Source organism: Parasphingomonas frigoris (assembly GCF_036663815.1).
Classification (GTDB): domain Bacteria; phylum Pseudomonadota; class Alphaproteobacteria; order Sphingomonadales; family Sphingomonadaceae; genus Sphingomonas.
The window spans coordinates 177,624-199,418 of sequence record NZ_JAXOJQ010000003.1 but is presented as its reverse complement, the minus strand read 5'-3'; the positions used below and the strand labels follow the sequence as shown (position 1 = coordinate 199,418).

The window sequence follows — 21,795 nt, the reverse complement described above, 5'->3', positions numbered from 1 at the left end:
AATGTCTCTTGCCAGCATGATGGTATGATGTAACATCCTCTCCATGTCCGGCGCAGAATCGGACGGCACAGATGGAGACGGGACGATGTACGCAGATCGCTATGCCAACCGCCATGGTCTCAACCCCGGCGGAGTCGCCTTCGCGCTCGGCACCAGTGCCGTGTTGCTGTTCGGGCTGTCGCTGACCGCGCCACATTTCTTGCCCAATGTCGTGCCGACGATCACTGCGACCAACATCCCGCTCGATCCGCCACCCCCGCCCAAGCCCGAACCCAAACCGACCCCCGAAATCCGCCAGGCGGCGCAGCCGCTCAAGCCGCGGCCCGAATCGATCGACCTGACCAAACCGATCGTCGCCAGCAACCCCAGCGGCCCGATCGCGACACATGTCGATCCCCCGCCGCTCCAGCCGATAGCCGGCGGCACTGGCGATGGCGGTACGATCGTCACCCCGCCCGCCCCAATTCTCACCCTCCCGCGACTCGACTCGCGCTACGCCAGCGCCTTCCAGCCGGTCTATCCGAGCGACGAGCGCCTCGCCGGGCGCGAGGGCCGCGTCGTCGTCCGCGTTCTGATCGGCGCCGACGGCCGCGTGAAGCAGGTCGAGCCCGTCAGCCCGCTGAGCCCCGCTTTCTACGACGCGACCCGCAAGCGCGCGCTCGAGAAATGGCGCTTCACGCCGGCCACGCGCGACGGCGTCGCGGTCGAGGCGTGGCAGACGATGGCGGTCCGCTTCGTGCTCGACGAAGAGTGATCCAGCATGTGGGCGCGGCAGGGCTGGCATCGCCTCCCGGTCGCGCCTATCTCAGCCCCATGAATTTCCTGCGCTACATCTCCCCGCTGCGCGCCTGGCGCGACATGCGCACCTACATCGTGACGCGCCGGCCGCACCAATTGGGCTTCATGGGGCTGGCGCTGGCGCTGACCTATGTGATGGTCGTCGGCGTGATCTACGAATCGAAGATCCCGCCCAAGCCGTATCACCGCGACATCATCTATGTGCAGCAGTGGCGCGCCGACCGCACCGATGCCGAGATCATCGCGCAACAGAAGATCGACGGCGTCGAACAGACGCGCCAGGCCAACGAGCTCAAGCGGCTCGAGGCCGAACGGCGCGCGCAGTTCAAGAAGGTCAATGACGGGCTCAAGGCCTACGGGATCTAGCCGTGGCGCTGCTCCCCGACGATTCGCGCTGGATGGGCGCGGCGCTGGCGCTGGGCGAGCGCGGGCGCGGCCGCACCGCCCCCAACCCCAATGTCGGCTGTCTGATCGTCGCCGACGGCCTGATCGTCGGCCGCGGCTGGACCCAACCCGGCGGTCGCCCGCATGCCGAGGCGATGGCGCTGGCGCAGGCCGGCGAGAAGTCGCGCGGCGCGACTGTCTATACGACGCTCGAGCCCTGCGCGCATGTCTCGACGCGTGGCCCGGCGTGCAGCGACTTGCTACAGCTGGCGGGCGTCGCACGCGTGGTGATCGCGCTCGGCGATCCCGACCCGCGCACCGATGGCGCCGGCATTACGCGGCTGCGCGAAGCGGGAATCGCCGTCGACACGGGGCTGCGTGCGGCAGAGGCACGCACATCGATGGCCGGCTTCCTCGCACGTCGCCGGCTCGGGCGCCCCGCCGTCACGCTCAAGCTCGCGCTGTCACTCGACGGCGCGACCGCGCTGCAGTCGGGGGCGAGCAAATGGATCACCGGTCCGCAAGCGCGCGCGCACGCGCACCTCGAACGCACCCGCCACGAGGCGATCCTCGTCGGACGCGCCACGCTCGATGCCGATGATCCGTCGCTCGACGTACGCCTTGCCGGGCTCGAGCGCCGCTCGCCGCGGCGCTTCATCCTGTCGCGCACGCCCGATCTCGAGCATCCGGCCGGCGACGCCGCCCTGCCGTGGGAAAACCTCGCCGCGCCTGCGGCGATCGCCGAGCTCGACGGGGTCGATCATCTGCTCGTCGAAGGCGGCCCGACCACCGCCGCCGCCTTCCTTGCCGCCGACCTCGTCGACCGCCTCTTGCTCTACCGCGCGCCGATGCTCGTCGGCGGTGGCCGCACCCTGCCCGACATCGGCCTGGCCGACCTTGCGGACGCGCATGGCCGCTGGACGATGCGCGACGCGCGCACCCTTGGCAGCGACCGGCTCGAGGTTTACGAGCGCGTCAGGGAGTAAGGCATGTTCACGGGCATCATCACCGATATCGGCACGATCGACCGAATCGAGGAACGCGGCGATCTGCGCATCTTCGTGACCACTGGCTATGACATGGGCGATGTCGATCTCGGCGCGTCGATCGCCTGTTCGGGCGTCTGCCTGACGGTCGTCGACAAGTCCGCACCCGGAGCGTCTGGTTGGTTCGCCGCCGATGTCTCAGGCGAAACCGTGTCGCGCACCCCCGCCGCGCAATGGACCGCCGGTCGCCGCCTCAACCTCGAACGCGCGCTGAAACTCGGCGAGGAACTGGGCGGGCATATCGTCACCGGCCATGTCGATGGCATTGCGTCGATCGTCGAGACCAGCAACGACGGCGATTCGTGGAAGGTCGTCATCGCCGTCCCGGCCGCGCTCGCGCCGTTCGTCGCCCCAAAGGGCTCGATCACCGTCGACGGCGTCTCGCTGACCGTCAACAGCGTCGCCGACCAGGCCGACGGCAGCACGCACTTTGCGATCAACATCATTCCCCACACCCAGGCGATGACCACGCTGGGCGATCTTCACCCCGGCGCGCACGTCAATATCGAGATCGACGTCCTCGCCCGCTATCTGCAACGCATGGAGCATTATCGTGCCAAAGCCTGAAGTCGCGCGGCTGCGCCATGGGTTCCTGTCCTCGCCCGAGGAACTGATCGACGAGGCCAAAAACGGTCGGATGTTCATCCTGGTCGACGATGAGGATCGCGAGAATGAGGGCGATCTCGTCATTCCCGCGCAAATGGCGACGCCTGAGAAGATCAACTTCATGGCCAAGCACGGTCGCGGGCTGATCTGCCTCGCGATGACCAAGAAGCGCGTCGACGAGCTCGGCCTCGGCCTGATGAGCCGCCACAACGGCACGCGGCACGAGACCGCCTTCACCACCTCGATCGAGGCGCGCGACGGCGTCACCACCGGCATCTCCGCCGCCGACCGCGCCCGCACCATCGCGGTCGCGATCGATTCGTCGAAGGGCAAGGAAGAGATCGTCACCCCAGGCCACGTCTTCCCGCTCGTCGCGCGCGACGGCGGCGTGCTGGTGCGCGCCGGCCATACCGAGGCGGCGGTCGACGTCTCGCGCCTCGCCGGGCTCAACCCGTCGGGCGTGATCTGCGAGATCATGAACGAGGACGGCACGATGAGCCGACTCGACGATCTCGTGTCGTTCGCGCAGCTCCACAATCTCAAGATCGGCACGATCCGCGACTTGATCGCCTATCGCCGCCGCCACGACCATCTCGTCGAGAAGCGCGCCGAAATGCCGTTCGAATCGAAATGGGGCGGGACGTGGAAGGCGATGACCTTCCACAACAAGGCGACCGGCGACGAGACGATCGCCTTGGTCAAGGGCAAGATCGATCCGAGCAAGCCGACGCTGGTGCGGATGCACACGCTGTCGACCTTCGTCGACGTGTTCGGCGAGGAGAATGAGCGTTCGGGGCTGCTGTCGGGCTCGATGCAATTGATCTCCGAGGAAGGCACTGGCGTCATCGTCGTGATCAACCGCCGTATGTCCGACGGCATCACGCGCTTCATGAAGCTGCGCGGCGAGGGCAAGGGCGCCGGCGCGCCCGAGGTCGAGGAATTGCGCGACTATGGCGTCGGCGCACAGATCCTCGCCGAATTGGGCGTCGAGGAAATGGTGCTGCTCACCAATACGCATCACGCGCTGGTCGGACTCGAAGGCTATGGCCTGTCGATCGTCGACGAGCGCGCCATTCCGGGTACTGGGGGCGAATAATGGCCAAATTGCTCATCGTCGAAGCGCGCTTCTACGACCATCTGAACGACCTGCTGCTCGAAGGCGCCCGCGCCGCGATCGAGGCGGCGGGGCACAAGCATGAGACGATCACCGTCCCCGGCGCGCTCGAAATCCCCGGCGCCGTCTCGCTCGCGGCCGAGAGTGGTCTGTACGACGGCTTCGTCGCGCTGGGCGTGGTGATCCGCGGCGAGACCTATCATTTCGAGATCGTCGCGGGCGAGAGTGCGCGCGGGCTGATGGCGCTCTCGATGGACGGCCTCGCTATCGGTAACGGCATCCTCACCACCGAGGACGAGGCGCAGGCCCTCACGCGCGCGCGCAAGACCGAAAAGGACAAGGGCGGCGAGGCGGCCAAGGCGGCGCTGGCGATGATGGCGTTGAAAGCGCGCTTCGGCTGACCCGGTGGTGGTGACCGGGCCGATCCTGTTCACCGACCGGCTGATCCTGCGGCTCCCCGAGCCTGCGGATTTCGAGGGCTATGCCGCCTTCGCGGCAGACACCGAGACGATGGCGCATCTCGGCGGCGCGATGCCGCGCGCGGTCGCCTGGCGCGACTTTTCGGTGCGCGCCGGCGCGTGGATGACGCGCGGCTTCTCGATGTTCTCGGTGATAGAGCGCGAGTCTGGCGCCTGGGTCGGGCGGATCGGCCCATGGCAGCCCGAGGGCTGGCCCGGCACCGAAGTCGGCTGGGGCGTCGCCAGCGGTTTCGCTGGCAAGGGCTATGCGCACGAAGCGGCGGTCGCGGCGATCGACTACGCGTTCGACAGTCTTGGCTGGAGCGACGTGATCCACACGATCGCACCCGACAATCACCGCTCGATCCGGCTTGCCGAGCGACTCGGCTCGACCAACCGTGGGCCGACGCGCTTGCCGCCGCCGCTCGCCGATTACCGCGTCGACGCGTGGGGCCAGAGCGCCGCGCAGTGGCGCGCACGGCGCGGGCGATGAGCAAGCCGCCGCCCCCGCGCTACCGAATCTTCGAGCGCGACGGGCGACTCGTCACGATCGACACCTGGGCTGAAGACACCCCCACTGCGCCACGCGATCATCGCCTCGGGCCGATCGCGCCGGGCGATGGCATCGGCGCGCCGCTCGTCGCCGCGTTTCTCCGGGTTCGCGACGCGCAGGGCCGCCGCTTGCTGACGACCTCGCCAAATTGGGATCGCAAGGGGCCACGCGTCATCGCGCTGTCGCTGGTCGGCGAACGGCGCATCGGTGCGCTCGGTCTGCTGAGTGTCGGCGTGATACTCGTCCTGGTGCTTTTGGCGGTGATAGATCTCGACTTTCTGCTGCCGATCGTGATCGTCGCGGTCGTGCTGGCAGGCGCGATGTCGAGCAGCCGCACCGGACTCGTCACACGCTGGCTCGATACGCTCGGCGAAGAGGCACGACGCTAAGCCCTTCCCAGCGCGCGGTTCCTTACTTATACCCGTGTCAGTAAGCAGGAGCGCGACGATGGCCTACGCCCATACCTTCTCGGCCAATCCGCATTGGCTGCCGCGTCAGAAGCAGAGCGCGATTCGCGATATTCCCGGCGAGGATGGCCTGCCCTTCGTCGGCAACACCTTCCGCATGCTCAAGGATCCGGTGCGCTTCGGCCGCCACATGATCGACAGCTACGGACCCGTCTTCCGCAACAACGCCTTCGGCGGGCCGACCGTCAGCATGATCGGCCCCGACGCCAACGAACTCGTCCTGTTCGACCGCGACCGCGTCTTCTCGTCCGAACAAGGCTGGGGGCCGTTGCTCAACCTGCTCTTCCCGCGCGGGCTGATGCTGATGGATTTCGACAAGCATCGCGCCGATCGCCGCGTGATGGCGGTGGCGTTCAAGCCCGAGCCGATGCGCCATTATGCGCAGACGCTCAACACCGGCATCGCGCGCACCGTCGCGACCTGGGGCGATCGGCCGTTACGCTTCTACGACGCGATCAAGGAACTGACGCTCGATCTCGCCGCCGAAAGCTTCCTCGGCATGCCGCTCGGCCCCGAGGCGACGCGGATCAACCAGGCGTTCGTTGACGAGGTGCAGGCCTCGATCACGCCGATCCGCATCCCGCTGCCGGGCTCGCAGATGCGCAAGGGCGTGCGCGCGCGGGCTTATCTGATCGACCTGTTCGAACGCGAGATTCCGGAGCGCCGAGCGGGGGCCGGCCACGACTTTTTCTCGCAATTCTGTCGCGCGACCGATGACTTCGGCCAGCCGCTCGCCGCCGACGCAATCGCCGATCACATGAACTTCCTGATGATGGCGGCGCACGACACGATCACCTCGTCGGCGACCAGCCTCATCATGCTGCTCGGCCGCAATCCCGAATGGCAGGAGAAGTTGCGTGCCGAGATCAGCGACATCGGCATCACCAGCGCCGACGGCATCGCCTACAGCCAGCTCGACCGGCTGGTGCTCGCCGACATGGCGTTCAAGGAGTCGCTGCGGCTAATCCCGCCGGTTCCCTCGCTGCCGCGCCGCGCGGTCAAGCCGTTCGATTTCGGCGGCTATCACATCCCGGCGGGCACCACCGTCAGCGTCAGCGTCGCCTACACCCACACCATGCCCGAGCTGTGGCCCGACCCGCTACGCTTCGATCCGCTGCGCTTCACGCCCGAGGCGGTGCGCGCGCGCCACAAATATGCGTGGGTGCCGTTCGGTGGCGGCGCGCACATGTGCCTGGGGCTCCATTTCGCGACGATGCAGATCCGCATCCTGCTGGTGCACCTGCTCAGCCGCTACCGCATCGAGCTCGAGGACGGTGCCGGCGCCGAGTGGCAGGCTTGGCCGATCCCGCGCCCGAAGGACGGCCTGCCGCTGCGCTTCGTCCCGCTGGCATGACCGTCGCCGCGGTGCGCACCTGCGTCGGCAGCTGTCATTGCGGCGCGATCGGCTTCGAGATCGACAGCGACTTTGCCGAACTGACGACCTGCGACTGCTCGATCTGCCGGCGCAAGAACGCGCTGATGGTGAAGGTCCACGAGGATTGCTTCCGCCTCCTGCGCGGCGCGGACTCGCTGGTCGAATATCGCTTCCACACCGGCACCGCGCGGCACTTTTTCTGCGTGACGTGCGGGATCTATCCGTTCCACCGCAAGCGCGTGACGCCCGACTTCCTCGGGATCAACGTCTTCTGCCTCGAGGGCTTCGACCCGGTGGGTGTTCCGGTCCGTGCCACCATCGGCAAGGCGACGGCTTAGCCGGTCGACCGCGCCGCCCGCCCCAGGGCAGGCGACGCGGTCCGCCAGTTCCACTTAGGCGGTTGCCGTTTCCAGCGCGGGATAGTCGATATAGCCCTCGGCGCCCTGGCTGTACCACGTCCGGGGGTTGTCAGCGGCAAGCGGTGCACCGCTGCGCAGGCGCTCGGGCAGATCGGGATTGCTGATGAAGGTGCGCCCGAACGCGATCGCGTCCGCAGTCCCCGCATCGATCACCGCCTGCGCTTCTTCGACGCTGCGATAGTCCGAGTTGAGCACCAGCGGCCCCGAAAACGCCTGGCGAATCGCGGGCGACTGCTTGGGCACGTCGGTCCGGCCGAAGGTGCCCTCAGGCCCGGGCTCGCGCAGTTCGAGGAAGGCGATGCCGATCTCGTCGAGCGCCTTGGCCGCCGCGGTGAACAGCGCCTGCGGGTTGCTGTCGTCGACGCCCTGCGAATCGCCGTTGGGCGACAGGCGGATCGCGGTACGATCGGCGCCCGCGACAGCGGCAACGCGCTCGGTCACCTCGCGCATCAGGCGGATGCGATTCTCGATGCTGCCGCCGTAAATGTCGTCGCGGAAATTGGCGTTGTCGCGCAGGAACTGGTCGATCAGATAGCCGTTCGCGCCGTGAATCTGCACCCCGTCGAACCCGGCGCGCAGTGCGTTGCGCGTGGCATGCTCGTAATCGGCGAGCAGCCGCGGAATCTCGTCGAGCGCGAGCGGGCGCGCGGTCTCGAAGTCCTGCTTGCCTTCATAGGTGTGCGCCTGCCCGGCGGTCGCGGTCGCCGACGAGGAGACCGGCTGCCCGCCGATCACCGACGAATGCACCTGGCGCCCCATGTGCCACATCTGCACCATGATCTTGCCGCCCGCGGCATGGACCGAGTCGACGACGGGCTTCCATGCCTCGATCTGCTCGTCGGTCCACAAACCCGGCGCGAACGGCCAGCCGAGCCCTTCGCGGCTGATGCCGGTCGCCTCGGAGATGATCAGCCCGGCGCTCGCGCGCTGCGTGTAATATTCGGTCATCAGCGCGGTCGGCACCGCTTCCTTGGTCGCTCGCCCGCGCGTCAGCGGCGCCATCAGGATGCGATTGGTGGCGTGGATCGAACCAAGCTGGATGGGGTCGAACAGGCTGGGCATGAAAGGCGGTCCTCTTGCAGTGTCGCGCCCCAGATAGGGAGCAGCTGCGCCGCTTGCACCGGGCTCTTGCCCAAAAGAAAATCTGTCGCGGCGCAAACGCGCGGCGCTCAGTCGTGCGTCCGCCCGAAGTCGGGGGCGGGATCGTCCTGCCCCTGCTCGATGATCCCACGGCGGATCGCGCGCGTCTTGGAGAACAGGTCGAACAGGTCTTCGCCCTTGCCCCAGCGGATCGCGCGCTGCAGCGCGGAGAGATCCTCCGAGAAGCGCTGCAGCATGTCGAGCACCGCCTCGCGATTGGCGAGGAACACGTCGCGCCACATCGTCGGGTCGGACGCCGCGATGCGGGTGAAGTCGCGGAAACCGCCCGCCGAATATTTGATCACTTCGGAGCGCGTCACCTCTTCCATGTCCGATGCAGTGCCGACGATCGTGTAGGCGATGAGATGCGGCAGATGGCTGGTGATCGCGAGCACGCGGTCGTGATGGTCGGGTGCCATCATCTCGATATCGGCGCCCAGTCGCCGCCAGAATTCGGCGACGCGCTCGACGGCAAGCGGATCGGTCCCCTCGGGCGGGGTGAGGATGCACCAGCGCTTGTGGAACAGCGTGGCGAACCCCGCCTCGGGCCCGCTGCGCTCGGTCCCGGCGACGGGATGCGCGGGCACGATCGTCACATCGGGTAACGCGGCGGTGAGCGCGCGGACGACCTCGGCCTTGCAGCTGCCGACGTCGCTGACCACCGCCTCCGGGGGCAGGTCGCGCGCGAATTCGGCGGCGGCGGCTTCCATCGCGCCGACCGGTACGCACAGGATGACGAAGTCGGCGTCGATCACCGCCGCACCACTGCTATCCGCGACATCGTCGAACAGATCGAGCCGATCGGCGGTCGCGCGCACGTCGGAATCGGCGTCGTAGCCGGTCAGCCGGACGCTCGGCATCGTCGCCCGCACGGCGCGTGCGATCGAGGATCCGATCAGGCCGATCCCGATGATGGTGACGCGGGCAAAAGGCAGCATGGCGCGGCGCATGGCGGATCGCCGGCGTCATGGCAAGGTTTGCGCCTCTGGCGTTGTGCCATCTGCCTGCTAGGACGACACGAGCGGGGAGACAGGAATGCGGGGTGGCGAGACGGTCTGGCATGCGCTCGAGGCGGCGCGGCGCGCCAATCTGACCGAAGCGGGGATCGCCCCGCCGGTCGTCGGTGAAACGGGGCGGACTCGCCGCGCAGTGCTGCTCGCGCTCGGCGCGAGCGGCGTCGCCGCAGCCCTTCCGCGACCGGCCGTTGCGGCGCCCGGCGGCGGCCCGGTGGCGATCGTCGGCGGCGGCATCGCCGGGCTTACCGCGCTGTGGCACCTGACCCAGGCCGGGATCGACGCACGGCTATACGAGGCGCGCACCCGGCTCGGCGGGCGCATATACACCGCGCGCGAACCCGGCAAGCCGACGGTCGAAGCGGGCGGCCAGCTCGTCAATACCGATCATGCCGACATGCACGGGCTCTGCCGCGAATTCGGCGTCGGCTTGCTCGATCGCAAGGGCAAGCCGCATCGCAGCCTGATCCTCAGCGACGGCAAGGAAGTCCCCGAGGGCAAGCTTGCCGCCGCCTTGCGCGGGATTGCGGGACAGATCGACGCGGACTCGGTCCGGCTCGACCAGGATTACGCCAAGGTCGCGCTCGAGCTCGATACGCTGAGTTTCACCTCCTATCTCGACAAGCACGCCGCGCTGCTGCCCGAGCCGTGGGTGCGCCGCCTGATGGAGGCGACCGCGCGCACCGAATATGGCGTCGAGCCGGGCGCTGCCTCGGCGATCGAGCTGATCTTCAACCTGCCCGCCATCTCGGGCCGGCGGATCGACGTGCTCAGCCGCAGCGACGAACGCTATCTGATCGCGGGCGGCAGCAGCGCGCTCGTCACCGCGATGGCGGCGCGGCTGACCGGGCGGATCCTCACCAACCGCCGCGTCGCGCGGATCGATCCGTTCGGCCCCGGCGTGCGGCTGGTCTTTTCCGACGGCAAGACCGTCGACGCCGCCAACGTCATCGTGACGACGCCTGCCTCGATCACGCGGAAGATCGACTTCCGCATTCCGCTGCCGCCCTTGTGGACACGCTTCATCGCCGAGGTCGGGCTGGGCGTGAACATGAAGGTCCAGGCCGGCATGATCGCGCGCCCATGGGAGAAACCGATCGGCCGCGGCGGCGAGATCTGGCAGACCAGCCCGAAAGCGGGCGTCGCCAGCGGCTGGGACGGTAGCGCGCGCGGCACGGGGACGACCGGCGACGTGTGGACCTGGTTCCTCGGCGGCAACGAAGTCGCCGCCGCAGACGCGCCCGAGCCCTTCGCGCTCGCCAAGCGCTTTGCTGCGCAGGCCGAATCCGGCATCCCCGGAATCGGCGCGGCAACCAGCGGCTTTGCGCGGCGCACCAACTGGCACCGCGACCCGCTGTCGATGGGCGCCTATGTCAATTTCCGCCCCGGCCAGCTGACGCGTTTCGGACGGCTGATCTGGACCGAGGTCGACGGTATCGCCAAGGCGCCCGTCCCCGCCGGCCCGGTCGTCTTCGCCGGCGAGCATCTGTCGGATGCCTATCCCGGCTATATGAACGGCAGCGCGCAGACCGGACGGCTCGCGGCGCAGAGCATCATCGCCGGGCGCGCGCACGCGCGCCGCCTGAGTTGAGCTGCCCCAGTTGAGCGGCCCCGGTTGAGCGGCCCCGGTTGAGCGGCCCCGGTTGAGCGGCTTGAGTTGAACCGCGTGCGCGCCTAACCCGCGGACGATGAGCGACGATCCGCGTTTCGGCCTAGCCCGCCATGTCAGTCTGCCCGGGCCGTTGCGGCTCGACGGCGGCGTGCTGCTGTCGCCGGTCGAGATCGCCTACGAAACCTATGGCACGCTCGATGCCGATGCCAGCAACGCGATCCTGTTGTGCCACGCGCTGACCGGCGACCAGCACGTCGCCTCGCCGCATCCGGTGACCGGCAAGCCCGGCTGGTGGGCGCGGATGGTCGGGCCGGGCAAGCCGATCGACCCCGCACGCCACTTCATCGTCTGCGCCAACGTGCTGGGAAGCTGCATGGGCTCGTCTGGCCCGGCGACGATCAATCCGGCGACCGGTGCGCCGTGGGGAATGAGCTTCCCCGTCATCACGATCCGCGACATGGTGCGGGCGCAGGCAATGCTGCTCGATCATCTCGGGATCGAAACGCTGCAGGCCGTGGTCGGCGGGTCGATGGGCGGGATGCAGGCGCTGAGCTGGCCCGCGACTTTCCCAGACCGGGTCCGCGCCGCGGTGGTGATCGCCTCGACCGCGCGCCACACCGCGCAGAACATCGCCTTCCACGAAGTCGGGCGCCAGGCGGTGATGGCCGACCCGAAATGGCGTGGCGGCGCTTATTACGAAGCGGGCGATCCGCCCGCGGCGGGGCTCGCCGTCGCGCGGATGGCGGCGCATATCACCTATCTGTCGGAGGCGGGCCTCACCGAGAAGTTCGGCCGCCGGCTGCAGGCGCGCCCCGACCGGCCAGACGGCGCGATCAGCTTCGGTTTCGACGCCGATTTCCAGATCGAAAGCTATCTGCGCCATCAGGGAATCAGCTTCGTCGATCGCTTCGACGCCAATTCCTATCTCTATATCACGCGCGCGATGGATTATTTCGATCTCGCGGGCGAGCATGGTGGGCTTCTCGCGGGTGCCTTCCGAGCGACCAAGGCGCGCTTCTGCCTCGTCAGCTTCGACACCGACTGGCTCTACCCGACCGCCGAATCGCGCGCGATCGTCCATGCGCTCAACGCCGCCGGCGCGCCGGTCAGCTTCGTCGAGCTGTCGAGCCCCTACGGTCACGACGCCTTCCTGCTCGAAGCGCCCGAGATGAACCGCGTCGTCGATGGATTCCTGAGGGCCGGCACATGATCGAGCTTAGCGACGACCCGGCGCGGCTCGACCTCGCCCGCATCCACGGCTGGCTCGCGTCGAGCTACTGGTCGCCCGGCATCGCTCGCGACCTCGTCGAACGCGCGGTCGCCGGTTCGCATTGCCTCGGCGCCTACCGCAACGGCGCGCAGATCGGCTACGCCCGCGCGATCAGCGATCGCGCGACCTTTGCCTGGATCGCCGACGTCTGGATCGACGAAGCCGCGCGCGGCGCCGGGCTCGGCCGGCGGATGGTGCAATGGTTCATCGAGCACCCCGATTACCAGGGCCTGCGACGGATAGCGCTCGTCACGCTCGACGCGCACGGCGTCTATCAGGCGCTCGGCTTCCACGCACCGCTTCGTCCCGAACGCTATATGGAGCGGCTCGACCCCGCCTTCGCCGCGGCGTTGCGATCATGAGCAACACGCCCCCGCTCCGCCCCGATCTCGCGATCATCGCCGAGCATGTCGCGCCCGGCAGCCGCATCCTCGACGTCGGCTGTGGCGACGGCGCGCTGATGGCCGCGCTGCGCGACACCAGGGGCGTTGACGCGCGCGGGCTCGAGCTCGACGCGGGCAACGTGTCGGCGGCGGTGTCGCGCGGCCTCTCGGTGATCCAGGGCGACGCCGACACCGATCTCGCCGAATATCCCGCTGCCAGCTTCGATTACGCGATCCTCAGCCAGACGCTGCAGACTGCGCGTCGCCCCGACGTGGTGCTCGATCATCTGCTCCGCGTCGGTCGCCAGGCGTTCGTCTCCTTCCCCAATTTCGCGCATTGGCGCGTGCGCATGTCGCTGCTGTGGGGCGGGCGGATGCCGGTGACGCGGCTGCTGCCCGAGCGCTGGTACGACACGCCGAACATCCACCACGTCACGATCGACGACTTCCGCAGCTTCGTCGCAGAGCGCGGAATCGACGTGGAAGGCGCCTGGTTCCTCTCGGGGGACAAGCGCACGACTTCGGCCGCCGCCAACATCTTTGCCGAGCATGCAGTGTTTCTCTTGCGCAAACCAATCTGAATCAGGAACAAAAGTCAGCGACCTGGTGTTTCTTGATTTCGTCACACAACAGGTCGCTGACACCATGCCCGCCACTGCGCTGATCGTCGAAGATGAAATCTTCGTCGCCTTGGATCTCGAACGTATCCTGATGGATGCCGGTTATGCGGTGAAGGCGATCGCGGCGGACCGGATCGGCGCGCTCGATGCGGCGCCAGATTGCAGCTTCGCCTTGGTCGACATCAACCTGCGCGACGGGCCGACCGGACCCGAGCTCGCGCGCACGCTGGCGCAGGATTACGGTCTCAAGGTCATTTTCGTTACCGCCAATCCGGGCCAGATCGCGCATCCGAGTGGCGCGGTCGGCTACGTCCGCAAGCCGTTTCGCGCCGATGCGATTCTCGCTGCGGCAGCGATCGCGACGGCGCAGACCGACACGGTTCGCCACGAGGATTTCGTGCCACTGACATAGTCGCTCGCGCTCGACCGAGGGCTACCGTCGCGCCGTCTGTTGGACCGGCGTTATTATGAACGCTTCCGGCGCGCCATCCGCACCGATCGCGCCACAGACGCCCAGCTCAACTGCGATTGAGCAATCGCTCTGGCAGCGTGATCGCTACCCGCAGTCCCGTCGGTGGCCATTCCTGCGCGACGGTTCCGCCAAGCTGACGGACTGCACTCAATTCGATCAATTGCGAGCCGAATCCTTTCGTGGCGGGTGCGCGCACGGCTGGGCCCCCCGCTTCGCACCAGTCGATCACGATCCGGTCGCCGTCGCGTCGGCTCGTCACCGCGACCGTCCCGGCATCGTTGATCAGGCTGCCGTATTTGGTCGCGTTGGTGGCGAGCTCGTGGAACAGCAAGGCGATCGGTGTCGCCGACCGATCGTCGATCGCGACATCGTCACCCGTGACGATGATGCGCGCGGCAGAGCGCGCCTGGTAGGGCGCGAACAGTTCGTCGAGCAGTCCATGCAGGCTGGTCGGCTCGGCCGCGGGACGCGATTGCGCGCTGTGCGGACGGACGAAATCATGCGCCCGGCCGAGCGCGATGACTCGCGCGCGCAGATCGTCGGCGACCGCGGCGAAGCCGAGATGCGCGCGCGCCGAAAAGCCGATCAGGCCCGAGATCACCGCGAAGATGTTCTTGATGCGATGGCTGAGCTCCTGCGCGACGACCTCGCGCTCCTCGCTCGCCTCCTTCTGTTCGTGGATATCGGTGCAGGTGCCGAACCAGCGCACGATCTGCCCCGCATCGTCGCGGATCGGCAGAGCGCGGCCGAGCGTCCAGCGATACTGGCCGTCGTGGCGACGCAGGCGATATTCGATCTGATACGGCTCGCCGGTCGACAGCGATCGTTCCCACACGATCCTGGCCCGCTCCTGGTCCGCTGGATGGAACATCCCGTTCCACGCCTCGCCGTCGGTCGACCCCGCCGGCATGCCGGTAAATTCGTACCACCGCGCATTATAGTAATCGTGAAACCCGTCGGGCTGCGTCGACCACACCATTTGCGGCATCGTGTCGGCAAGCGTGCGGAAACGCCCCTCGCTGTCGCCGATCGCCACCCGCGTCGCGGCAGCAGAGCGACTGTCGTCCAGCCGGTGCATAACGTCCGCTGCGAGCACCTTGAGCCCCTGCTGCTGGAGGTCCGTCAGGCCGTCCCGCGGTGCCGTGTCGATCACGCATAGCGAGCCGAGCGGAACCCCGTCCGCGCGGACCAGCGGGACACCCGCATAAAATCGAATCCCGATCCCTTCGATCACCAGCGGATTGTCGTCAAAACGCGGATCCCGCGTCGCATCTGGGATGACCATGATGTCGTCGCCGAGCATCGCGTGTGCGCAGAACGACATCTCGCGCGGCGTCTCCGTCACGGCGAGGCCGGTGCGCGACAGGAACGTCTGCCGCTCGGCCTCGACGATGCTGACCAGCCCGATCGGTACACCGCAAAGTGCCGCGGCAAAATCGGTAATCCGACGCAGCGCCGCATCGTCGCGCAGCGATTCGATATCGTGCTCGGCGATCGCGGCTGCCCGCGATCGTTCGTCGAGGCGCCAGTCGGAATAGTCGCGCGCGGGCTGGGTCGAAAGATCAGTCATGCTGGTGCGTAACGCGGCAGCACGCCCACGGTTCAGAACGGGACGTCATCGTCGAGATCGTCGGCGAATCCGCCACGCTGGCCACCACCGCCGGCCGGCGCACCGCCGCCGCGCGACGCTCCGCCGCTGCGCTGGCCACCACCGCCGCCGCCATAGCCGCCGCCGCCGCCGCCGAAATCGTCATTGCCGCCGAAATCATCACGCTGGCCGCCACCGCCACCACCGCCGCCGCCGCCCGAACCGGGCGCGCCGTCGAGCATCGTCAGCACGCCGTTAAAGCCCTGCAGCACGATCTCGGTCGAATATTTGTCGTTGCCGCTGGCATCCTGCCATTTGCGCGTCTTGAGCGCGCCCTCGATATAGACCTTCGAGCCCTTGCGCAGATAGCGCTCGGCGACGCCGCCGAGTGCTTCGTTGAAGATCGCGACCGAATGCCATTCGGTCTGCTCCTTGCGCTCGCCGGTATTCTTGTCCTTCCACGTCTCCGACGTGGCGATGCGCAGGTTCACCACCTTGCCGCCATTCTGGAACGACTTGCTCTCGGGATCACGCCCGAGATTGCCGACGATGATCACCTTGTTGACGCTGCCGCCCGCCATATCCGTAAGTCCCGCTGCTGTGGGGCCGTTAAAGCCCGAATCCGATTGCGGCCCAATAAACCGCTCCTGCAGCGATGTAGGCGAGCGCGAACAAATAGCCAACCATGAACGCCGGCCACTTCCATCCATTGGTCTCGCGCCGGGTCACGGCGATCGTCGAAATGCATTGCGGCGCGAACACGAACCACATCAGGAAGGCGAGCGCGGTCGGCAGGCTCCAGCGCTTATGGAGCGTCTGCGCCATCTTGGTTTCGCTCTGCTCGCCGGCGGTATCGATCGCATAGACGGTGCCGAGCGCTGCCACCGCAACCTCGCGCGCCGCCATCGCCGGAATCAGCGCGAGCACGATGTCGCGGTTGAAGCCGATCGGGCGGAAGGCGGGCTCGATCGTGTTGGCGATCCGCCCGGCGACCGAATAATTGACTGGCGAGACCGGGCTACCCTCGGGCGGCTTGGGAAAGCTCAGCAACGCCCACAGCACGATCGTGGTGAAGGCGATCGTCGTGCCGGCGCGCTTGAGGAAAATCTCCGCGCGGCTCCACAGCCCGATCGCGAGATCGCGCAGCCGCGGCAGCTGATATTTCGGCATCTCCATCATGAAGCCCGACGATGCGCCCTTAGTCACCGTCCGGCGCAGCACGAAGGCGACGACGAACGCGCCGACCACTCCCATGATGTAGAGCCCGAGCATCACCAGCCCCTGCAGCCCGACGAACGGCAGCACCTTGGTGTTCGGAATCAGCGCGCCGATCACCAGCGTATAGACGGGAAGGCGCGCCGAACAGGTCATCAGCGGCGCGACGAGGATCGTGGTGAGGCGGTCCTTCTCGTCCTCGATCGTGCGCGTCGACATGATGCCGGGCACCGCGCAGGCGAAGCTCGACAGCAAGGGGATGAACGCGCGTCCCGACAGCCCGACGCTCGCCATCACGCGGTCCATCAGGAACGCCGCGCGGACCATATAGCCGCTCGCCTCGAGCACGAGGATGAAGAAGAACATGATCAGGATCTGCGGCAGGAACTTCACCACCGCGCCGACGCCGGCGATGATCCCGTCGGTGATCAGCGAGCGCAGCACCGAATCGGGCATCACGTCCTTGACCAGCGCCGACACGCCATCGAACACCGAGGCGATCGCATCGGCCGGCGCGGCACCGGCGAAGAACACCGCCTGGAACATCACGAACAGGATCGCGAACAGCAGGACCAGCCCGAAGATCGGGTGCAGCGCGACCGCGTCGAGCGCATTGCCCCAACGCCGCGCCGGCGCTTCCTCGACCGTCGCCGCCTGCGCGATTTTTCGCGCGCGGCGTTGCAGCGTGACGATGTCCTCGCCGATCGCATGATTGCTCGGGCGCAGCCGGATCGCGGCGTCCGAATCGACGATCCCGCCGAGCAGCATCTTGAGTTCGTCGAGCCCGCGCCGCCGGACAGCGACGGTCGGCACGACGGGAACGCCCAGCTCGGCCGAGAGTTTCAACGGATCGAGCGTCAGCCCGTCGCGCTCGGCAAGATCGAACATGTTGAGCGCGACCACCACCGGCAGCCCGAGTGCGATCAGCTGGAGCGTGAAGCGCAGATGGTTGTCGAGGTTCGACGCATCGACCACCACAATCAGCGCGTCGGGAAGCCGCTCTCCCGCCTGCGTGCCCGTCACGACATCGCGCGTCACGCGCTCGTCGGGGCTCGACGGTTCGAGGCTATAGGCGCCGGGCAAGTCGACCAGGTCGACGATCCGCCCGTCAGGGAGCGTCAATTTGCCCGAATGGCGCTCGACCGTGACTCCGGGATAATTGCCGACCTTCTGCCGGGCGCCGGTCAGCGCGTTGAACAGCGCGCTCTTGCCGGCATTGGGATTGCCGACCAGCGCCACCAGCGGCGCAGCGGTCATGTTACTGCGTGACGGGCGAGACGAGGATCGCGCCGGCGACCGCGCGGCGAAGCGCGACGGTCATGCGGCCGATGCGGCACGCGATCGGGCCCTTGCCCAGGCTCGCGCGGTGCAGCACTTCGACTCCGACGCCCTCGTCGAAGCCGAGCTCCCGCAGGCGACGTGCCTCGGGAGTCGAGAGATGCGTCCAGTCGATCGCCGCAACGGTCGCCTGCCGGCGCTGCGGCAACGATTCGAGACTGACCGACTCAGGAGTGGAAAGCTTCATGCTACGCAAGATATCCATCTGCGAGCGATTATCAATAACGGAACGGCGACGCCAGCTTTAATTGCGACGCACTCTCAAACAGCAACTCAGACCGCGGGATAGCGCAAGCGTCCGATAAAGCGCGACAGGCTTGGGCGAAGTTCTGACTTGGTGACGAACTTCGCCTTGGCGGTCTCGAAGCGCAAAATTCCATCGATCCGCCGCGCGAGGAAGGCACGCGTATCGGCGTAATCGTCGCTCTGGTCGTCGAGGAAGACGGTGACGGTCGCGGCATAGACCCCGCCGAGGATCGCGCGCTTGGTATAGTGGTTGTAGTCGGTCGCGGTGTCGCCCGCGGCGCGCCACATCACGTCGGCCGCATGCCAGCCGAGCTTGACCCCGCGCGCGACATTCTGCGGCAAAGCGAGGATCGCCAGCGCGCGGCGCAGCGCCTCGCGATCGGCCGCGGTCTCTGCGAGCCGCGCCTCGACCAGCGCGGTGATCTTCTCGCGCACCTTCATCGCGCCGAGGTGCTCGGGCGTGACGCGTGCGAGCATCGCGGCATCGACATGCGCGAACCACGCCTCGACCATGTCGACCGCACCGCCCGGAAAGGCCAGCCGCGCGACGTCGCGATCGACCGACAGACTGTCGGCAGCGAGGTCGCGCGCATCGTCGCCCCACCCATCGAAGCCGGCGTTGGCGGCGATCACGGGCGCCAGCGCGGCGCGGATCTCGTCGAGCGTCGCATCGTCCAGCGATGCTGCGGGGGCGATCGGATAGGTCATGCCCACGTATCTAGGCGCCTCTATGCCGCCTGACCAGACGCAGCGGCCGCCGGCCGGTCGAGCGCGTTGATCGCGGCATGGACTCGCCGCTCCGCCTCTTCACGCGGCAAACCCGGTGGAATCGGGTCGCCGAAGCGGAAGGTCACCGTACCGGGTATTTTCGGGCCGTCCTTCGGCCAGACCATCCCACTGTCGATCGCAACCGGCACAACCGGGATCTTGAGCATCTGATAGAGGCCGGCAAAGCCTGCGCGCAGTGCCGGCTGCTCGCCCGGCGAAACGCGCGTACCCTCGGGGAAAATCAGGATCGAGCGCTTCTCGGACAGCGCGCGGCGCGCATCGCGCAGCATCCGCCGCAGCGCGCCGGCCGAGGCCTCGCGATCGACGACGATCACGCCGTAGCGTTTCGCCGCCCACCCCCACACCGGAATGTCGGTCAGTTCCTGCTTCATCACGATCGCCGGATTGCGCAGCATCCGCCCGAGCTCGAGCGTCTCGTACATCGACTGATGCTTGGCGGCATACAGCACCGGCGCGCCGCCATTGGCCATGTCGCCGAAGCGCCCGCCCTCGATCCGCTGGTCGATCGCGAGGATATTACGCGTCGTCCAGCCGTGCCAGCGCGTCCAGAAATGCGTGTGCGCGACCAATGCGCGCCAGCTGATCAGCGCGCTGATCGGAGTCGTCAGCACGATCGGCACCGATCCCCCGTAGAACAGCACCTTGAACAGCAGATTGCGCAACGCGTTCATGTGGCGGCCCCGATCAGCAACGCCGCGCGCCGCACCAGCAATTTGTTATATTCGCCGAACAGCAAGCGATACCGCGGCGTGCTCGGCACGCCATCGCCGACGACGGTGGCGTCGCCGTCGAGGGCCGCGACGAGTTCGAGCTTGGCGCGCGCGAGGTGCCAGTCCGAGGTCACCAGCCGCACCGATGCGTAGCCATGTTCGCGCACCCAATCGGCCGTCTCTTCGGCGTTCGAACGCGTGTCGACGGCTTCATGGCCGAGGTCGATGCAGCAGCGGAACAGCGCCGGACTGACGCGATATTCGTGCGCAAGTTCCCCGGGGCGGACTTCCGGCGCGACGCCGCTGATCAGCATGCGCTTGCCGGCATGAGCCTTGAGCAGGGCCAGACCGCGATCGATCCGCCCGGCCCCGCCGGTCAGCACGACGATCGCATCGGTGTTAGGCCCCGCCAGCGGTGCGGGCATGGTCTTCAGAAAGATCGCGAAGCCCACCCCGTAAAGCAGCGCCAGCACGGCGAGGATCCGCAGGATCATAGCCGCTGGCCGAGTGTGCGCAGCACCGCCATCCGCGCGGCCAGCGTGGCGAGCACCGCAAAAGCGATCGGCAGCGCGCACAGCAGGATCCAGTCGCGCGTCGCGAGCAGCAGCCCGGCGAACAGGTCCGAGCCGAGCGCGCGGACCTGCCATCCGGCGAGCACCACTACGCCGAACGCCAGCCCCGTCCCGATCACCCCGCCGACCAGCGTGTCGAGCGCAATCCGCCGCTGGAACAGCCGCGCGACCTGGACGTCGGTCGAGCCGAGCATGTGCAGCACCTCGATCGTCGCGCGATGTGTCTCGAGCCCCGCCCGCGCCGCCAGGATCACCACCGCTGCGGTCGCCACCGCCATCAGCAGCACCAGCCCCCCGGCGAAACCGGTCAGCATCGCCATCACATCGCGCACCGGCGCCATCCAGTTTTCGTGCCGGTCGACGCGCGCCGACGGCGCCACGCCGCGCACCGCCTGCGTCACGCGTGCCACCGCCGCGTCACCAGCGACCGCGAGATCGACGTCGATCATCGCCGGGATCGGCAGGTCGGGGTCGGCCGCGTCGCTGCCGAGCCAGGGCCGCAGCAACGTCGCCAGATGCGCCCGATCGACCGCGACCGCACGCTTCACCTCTGGCGCGCGCCGCAACAAAGCCAGCGCGCGTGCGGCCTGGTCGAGCCGCGCGGCCTCGGCCGGATCGACGATCTGTACCGTCAGCCGCCCGGCGAGCTGGCGATCGAGCAACGTTGCCGCCCCGAGCGTGCCAAGCCCCAGCGCTGCCGACAATACCGTCAGGAACAACATGATCGCCATGATCCAGGTCATCGCCCGCGTGCTGTGGCTTTCGTCGAGCAAGCGCCGGTCGGCCGCCGCGGCGATCAGGGTGACGCTCACGCGGACGCGGCCGGCGGTGGAAAGCGCAGCGATCCGGTCGGATCGAGCAGCCGCCCCTTGTCGAGCCGCATCATGTGCGCGTTCTGGATGCGGCCGAGCAGATGGAAATCGTGCGTCGCCACCACGACGGTGGTGCCGAGCCGGTTGAGCGAATCGAACAGATGCAACAGCCGCTCGGCCATGTCGGGATCGACGTTGCCGGTCGGCTCGTCGGCGACGAGGATTTCGGGCCGCCCGATCACCGCGCGCGCGATCGCGACGCGCTGCTGCTCGCCGCCCGACAGCGTGACCGGCCTGGCATCGACCCGGTCGGCGAGGCCGACCCAGTCGAGCATCTCGCGCACTGGCGCTGCGACGTCGCTTTCGGGCACCCCCGACACGCGGAGCGGCAGCGCGATATTGTCGAACGCCGACAGATGCGGGACGAGCCGGAAATCCTGGAACACCACGCCGATCCGCCGGCGGAAGCCCGGCAGCCGCGCACGCGGCAAGGTCACCGCATCCTCACCGAACAACCGGATGCTGCCGCGTGTCGGGCGCTGTGCGAGGTAGAGCAGCTTGAGCAGCGAGGTCTTGCCCGCGCCGGACGCGCCGGTCAGGAAATAGAAGGCGCCGCTCGACAGGGTGAAGCTGACATCGGACAGCGTCTCCTGACTGGACCCGTAGCGTAGCCCAACATTTTCGAACTGAACGATATTCGCCATGTGGCGCGTGTTGCTCGCTATTTGCCTATGCCCCGCGCCTGCATCGCACGTTCCGCCACGCCGCCACAAGCACCAGCATCGCGGCTCTTGC

Annotated in this window: 26 protein-coding genes; 15 read left to right on the top strand and 11 right to left on the bottom strand. The window is 67.8% G+C overall.

The window, feature by feature from the left end:
• Positions 1–85: 85 nt before the first annotated feature.
• From U1872_RS11195 to U1872_RS11150, 10 genes are read left to right on the top strand one after another with little or no spacing between them, the layout of a single operon-like run.
• Entirely contained in the window at positions 86–754 is a 669-nt protein-coding gene (locus U1872_RS11195; protein WP_332792982.1) for an energy transducer TonB, read from the top strand.
• Positions 751–1,164 (top strand): hypothetical protein, encoded by a 414-nt coding sequence (locus U1872_RS11190; protein WP_332792981.1) that lies wholly within the window; start codon positions 751–753, stop codon positions 1,162–1,164. The genes U1872_RS11195 and U1872_RS11190 overlap by 4 nt, the downstream gene beginning before the upstream one ends.
• A gap of 32 nt (positions 1,165–1,196) precedes the next feature.
• Positions 1,197–2,168, top strand: coding sequence for a bifunctional diaminohydroxyphosphoribosylaminopyrimidine deaminase/5-amino-6-(5-phosphoribosylamino)uracil reductase RibD (ribD, locus tag U1872_RS11185; RefSeq protein ID WP_443025385.1), 972 nt, complete (start codon positions 1,197–1,199; stop codon positions 2,166–2,168).
• A 3-nt stretch (positions 2,169–2,171) separates the two neighbouring features.
• Positions 2,172–2,795, top strand: a complete 624-nt coding sequence (locus U1872_RS11180; RefSeq protein WP_332792980.1) for a riboflavin synthase — start codon at positions 2,172–2,174, stop codon at positions 2,793–2,795.
• Positions 2,782–3,930, top strand: coding sequence for a 3,4-dihydroxy-2-butanone-4-phosphate synthase (ribB, locus tag U1872_RS11175; RefSeq protein WP_443025372.1), 1,149 nt, complete (start codon positions 2,782–2,784; stop codon positions 3,928–3,930). The genes U1872_RS11180 and ribB overlap by 14 nt, the downstream gene beginning before the upstream one ends.
• Positions 3,930–4,349 carry a 6,7-dimethyl-8-ribityllumazine synthase gene (gene ribH, locus U1872_RS11170; RefSeq protein WP_332792979.1) on the top strand — a complete coding sequence of 140 codons (420 nt, stop codon included), beginning with the start codon at positions 3,930–3,932 and terminating at the stop codon, positions 4,347–4,349. Before ribB ends, ribH begins: the two co-directional genes overlap by 1 nt.
• Before the next feature lie 4 nt (positions 4,350–4,353).
• A complete protein-coding gene (locus tag U1872_RS11165; protein ID WP_332792978.1) occupies positions 4,354–4,899 on the top strand; it encodes a GNAT family N-acetyltransferase in 546 nt (181 codons plus the stop codon).
• A complete protein-coding gene (locus U1872_RS11160) occupies positions 4,896–5,348 on the top strand; it encodes a hypothetical protein (RefSeq protein WP_332792977.1) in 453 nt (150 codons plus the stop codon). The genes U1872_RS11165 and U1872_RS11160 overlap by 4 nt, the downstream gene beginning before the upstream one ends.
• A 58-nt stretch (positions 5,349–5,406) precedes the next feature.
• Complete coding sequence (locus U1872_RS11155; RefSeq protein ID WP_332792976.1) at positions 5,407–6,780, top strand: cytochrome P450; 1,374 nt, start codon at positions 5,407–5,409, stop codon at positions 6,778–6,780.
• On the top strand, positions 6,777–7,139 hold the full coding sequence (locus U1872_RS11150; protein WP_332792975.1) for a GFA family protein: 363 nt from the start codon (positions 6,777–6,779) through the stop codon (positions 7,137–7,139). Before U1872_RS11155 ends, U1872_RS11150 begins: the two co-directional genes overlap by 4 nt.
• Positions 7,140–7,193: 54 nt before the next feature.
• On the opposite strand, the gene U1872_RS11145 is transcribed toward U1872_RS11150, so the two are convergent.
• Both U1872_RS11145 and U1872_RS11140 read right to left on the bottom strand, forming a co-directional pair.
• Complete coding sequence (locus U1872_RS11145; RefSeq protein ID WP_332792974.1) at positions 7,194–8,282, bottom strand: alkene reductase; 1,089 nt, start codon at positions 8,280–8,282, stop codon at positions 7,194–7,196.
• A gap of 107 nt (positions 8,283–8,389) precedes the next feature.
• On the bottom strand, positions 8,390–9,298 hold the full coding sequence (locus tag U1872_RS11140) for a prephenate/arogenate dehydrogenase family protein (protein ID WP_332793617.1): 909 nt from the start codon (positions 9,296–9,298) through the stop codon (positions 8,390–8,392).
• Between the two features lie 97 nt (positions 9,299–9,395).
• Between U1872_RS11140 and U1872_RS11135 the strand changes: the two genes are divergently transcribed.
• The 5 genes from U1872_RS11135 (at position 9,396) to U1872_RS11115 (ending at position 13,670) form a co-directional block, all read left to right on the top strand.
• A complete protein-coding gene (locus U1872_RS11135) occupies positions 9,396–10,964 on the top strand; it encodes a flavin monoamine oxidase family protein (protein ID WP_332792973.1) in 1,569 nt (522 codons plus the stop codon).
• A gap of 97 nt (positions 10,965–11,061) precedes the next feature.
• Positions 11,062–12,195 carry a homoserine O-acetyltransferase MetX gene (gene metX, locus U1872_RS11130; protein ID WP_332792972.1) on the top strand — a complete coding sequence of 378 codons (1,134 nt, stop codon included), beginning with the start codon at positions 11,062–11,064 and terminating at the stop codon, positions 12,193–12,195.
• Positions 12,192–12,617 (top strand): GNAT family N-acetyltransferase, encoded by a 426-nt coding sequence (locus tag U1872_RS11125; protein WP_332792971.1) that lies wholly within the window; start codon positions 12,192–12,194, stop codon positions 12,615–12,617. Before metX ends, U1872_RS11125 begins: the two co-directional genes overlap by 4 nt.
• Positions 12,614–13,219: a methionine biosynthesis protein MetW gene (gene metW, locus U1872_RS11120; protein WP_332792970.1), complete on the top strand. Its 606-nt coding sequence runs from the start codon at positions 12,614–12,616 to the stop codon at positions 13,217–13,219. Before U1872_RS11125 ends, metW begins: the two co-directional genes overlap by 4 nt.
• 64 nt (positions 13,220–13,283) lie before the next feature.
• Positions 13,284–13,670, top strand: coding sequence for a response regulator (locus tag U1872_RS11115; RefSeq protein ID WP_332793616.1), 387 nt, complete (start codon positions 13,284–13,286; stop codon positions 13,668–13,670).
• A gap of 106 nt (positions 13,671–13,776) precedes the next feature.
• Here U1872_RS11115 and U1872_RS11110 read toward each other — a convergent pair whose 3' ends face one another.
• The 9 genes from U1872_RS11110 to ftsE all read right to left on the bottom strand — a co-directional run bounded on the left by U1872_RS11110 (position 13,777) and on the right by ftsE (position 21,704).
• The gene (locus U1872_RS11110; protein WP_332792969.1) at positions 13,777–15,300 is read right to left on the bottom strand and encodes a PAS domain-containing protein; all 1,524 of its coding nucleotides are present in this window, start codon (positions 15,298–15,300) and stop codon (positions 13,777–13,779) included.
• 32 nt (positions 15,301–15,332) lie between these two features.
• Positions 15,333–15,899 carry a single-stranded DNA-binding protein gene (gene ssb, locus U1872_RS11105; protein WP_332792968.1) on the bottom strand — a complete coding sequence of 189 codons (567 nt, stop codon included), beginning with the start codon at positions 15,897–15,899 and terminating at the stop codon, positions 15,333–15,335.
• Between the two features lie 28 nt (positions 15,900–15,927).
• Positions 15,928–17,790 (bottom strand): ferrous iron transporter B, encoded by a 1,863-nt coding sequence (feoB, locus tag U1872_RS11100; RefSeq protein WP_332792967.1) that lies wholly within the window; start codon positions 17,788–17,790, stop codon positions 15,928–15,930.
• A 1-nt stretch (position 17,791) separates the two neighbouring features.
• Entirely contained in the window at positions 17,792–18,058 is a 267-nt protein-coding gene (locus U1872_RS11095) for a FeoA family protein (protein ID WP_332792966.1), read from the bottom strand.
• An 86-nt stretch (positions 18,059–18,144) separates the two neighbouring features.
• Positions 18,145–18,825, bottom strand: coding sequence for a COQ9 family protein (locus U1872_RS11090; RefSeq protein WP_332792965.1), 681 nt, complete (start codon positions 18,823–18,825; stop codon positions 18,145–18,147).
• A gap of 20 nt (positions 18,826–18,845) precedes the next feature.
• Positions 18,846–19,577 carry a lysophospholipid acyltransferase family protein gene (locus tag U1872_RS11085; protein ID WP_332792964.1) on the bottom strand — a complete coding sequence of 244 codons (732 nt, stop codon included), beginning with the start codon at positions 19,575–19,577 and terminating at the stop codon, positions 18,846–18,848.
• A complete protein-coding gene (locus U1872_RS11080; protein WP_332792963.1) occupies positions 19,574–20,110 on the bottom strand; it encodes a YdcF family protein in 537 nt (178 codons plus the stop codon). Before U1872_RS11080 ends, U1872_RS11085 begins: the two co-directional genes overlap by 4 nt.
• Positions 20,107–21,000, bottom strand: coding sequence for a cell division protein FtsX (locus tag U1872_RS11075; protein ID WP_332792962.1), 894 nt, complete (start codon positions 20,998–21,000; stop codon positions 20,107–20,109). Before U1872_RS11075 ends, U1872_RS11080 begins: the two co-directional genes overlap by 4 nt.
• Positions 20,997–21,704 carry a cell division ATP-binding protein FtsE gene (gene ftsE / locus U1872_RS11070; RefSeq protein ID WP_332792961.1) on the bottom strand — a complete coding sequence of 236 codons (708 nt, stop codon included), beginning with the start codon at positions 21,702–21,704 and terminating at the stop codon, positions 20,997–20,999. Before ftsE ends, U1872_RS11075 begins: the two co-directional genes overlap by 4 nt.
• Positions 21,705–21,795 lie beyond the last annotated feature (91 nt).

Excerpts from the sequence above, each read along its gene's own strand:
- U1872_RS11195 (WP_332792982.1), top strand. The coding sequence starts at position 86 with ATGTACGCAGATCGCTATGCCAACCGCCATGGTCTCAACCCCGGCGGA.
- metW (WP_332792970.1), top strand. The coding sequence starts at position 12,614 with ATGAGCAACACGCCCCCGCTCCGCCCCGATCTCGCGATCATCGCCGAG.
- U1872_RS11125 (WP_332792971.1), top strand. The coding sequence starts at position 12,192 with ATGATCGAGCTTAGCGACGACCCGGCGCGGCTCGACCTCGCCCGCATC.
- U1872_RS11160 (WP_332792977.1), top strand. The coding sequence starts at position 4,896 with ATGAGCAAGCCGCCGCCCCCGCGCTACCGAATCTTCGAGCGCGACGGG.
- ribH (WP_332792979.1), top strand. The coding sequence starts at position 3,930 with ATGGCCAAATTGCTCATCGTCGAAGCGCGCTTCTACGACCATCTGAAC.
- ribD (WP_443025385.1), top strand. The coding sequence starts at position 1,197 with ATGGGCGCGGCGCTGGCGCTGGGCGAGCGCGGGCGCGGCCGCACCGCC.
- U1872_RS11145 (WP_332792974.1), bottom strand. The coding sequence starts at position 8,282 with ATGCCCAGCCTGTTCGACCCCATCCAGCTTGGTTCGATCCACGCCACC.
- U1872_RS11095 (WP_332792966.1), bottom strand. The coding sequence starts at position 18,058 with ATGAAGCTTTCCACTCCTGAGTCGGTCAGTCTCGAATCGTTGCCGCAG.
- U1872_RS11140 (WP_332793617.1), bottom strand. The coding sequence starts at position 9,298 with ATGCTGCCTTTTGCCCGCGTCACCATCATCGGGATCGGCCTGATCGGA.
- U1872_RS11115 (WP_332793616.1), top strand. The coding sequence starts at position 13,284 with ATGCCCGCCACTGCGCTGATCGTCGAAGATGAAATCTTCGTCGCCTTG.
- U1872_RS11110 (WP_332792969.1), bottom strand. The coding sequence starts at position 15,300 with ATGACTGATCTTTCGACCCAGCCCGCGCGCGACTATTCCGACTGGCGC.
- ftsE (WP_332792961.1), bottom strand. The coding sequence starts at position 21,704 with ATGGCGAATATCGTTCAGTTCGAAAATGTTGGGCTACGCTACGGGTCC.
- U1872_RS11150 (WP_332792975.1), top strand. The coding sequence starts at position 6,777 with ATGACCGTCGCCGCGGTGCGCACCTGCGTCGGCAGCTGTCATTGCGGC.
- metX (WP_332792972.1), top strand. The coding sequence starts at position 11,062 with ATGAGCGACGATCCGCGTTTCGGCCTAGCCCGCCATGTCAGTCTGCCC.
- U1872_RS11085 (WP_332792964.1), bottom strand. The coding sequence starts at position 19,577 with ATGAACGCGTTGCGCAATCTGCTGTTCAAGGTGCTGTTCTACGGGGGA.
- feoB (WP_332792967.1), bottom strand. The coding sequence starts at position 17,790 with ATGACCGCTGCGCCGCTGGTGGCGCTGGTCGGCAATCCCAATGCCGGC.
- U1872_RS11180 (WP_332792980.1), top strand. The coding sequence starts at position 2,172 with ATGTTCACGGGCATCATCACCGATATCGGCACGATCGACCGAATCGAG.
- U1872_RS11090 (WP_332792965.1), bottom strand. The coding sequence starts at position 18,825 with ATGACCTATCCGATCGCCCCCGCAGCATCGCTGGACGATGCGACGCTC.
- U1872_RS11135 (WP_332792973.1), top strand. The coding sequence starts at position 9,396 with ATGCGGGGTGGCGAGACGGTCTGGCATGCGCTCGAGGCGGCGCGGCGC.
- U1872_RS11155 (WP_332792976.1), top strand. The coding sequence starts at position 5,407 with ATGGCCTACGCCCATACCTTCTCGGCCAATCCGCATTGGCTGCCGCGT.
- U1872_RS11080 (WP_332792963.1), bottom strand. The coding sequence starts at position 20,110 with ATGATCCTGCGGATCCTCGCCGTGCTGGCGCTGCTTTACGGGGTGGGC.
- ssb (WP_332792968.1), bottom strand. The coding sequence starts at position 15,899 with ATGGCGGGCGGCAGCGTCAACAAGGTGATCATCGTCGGCAATCTCGGG.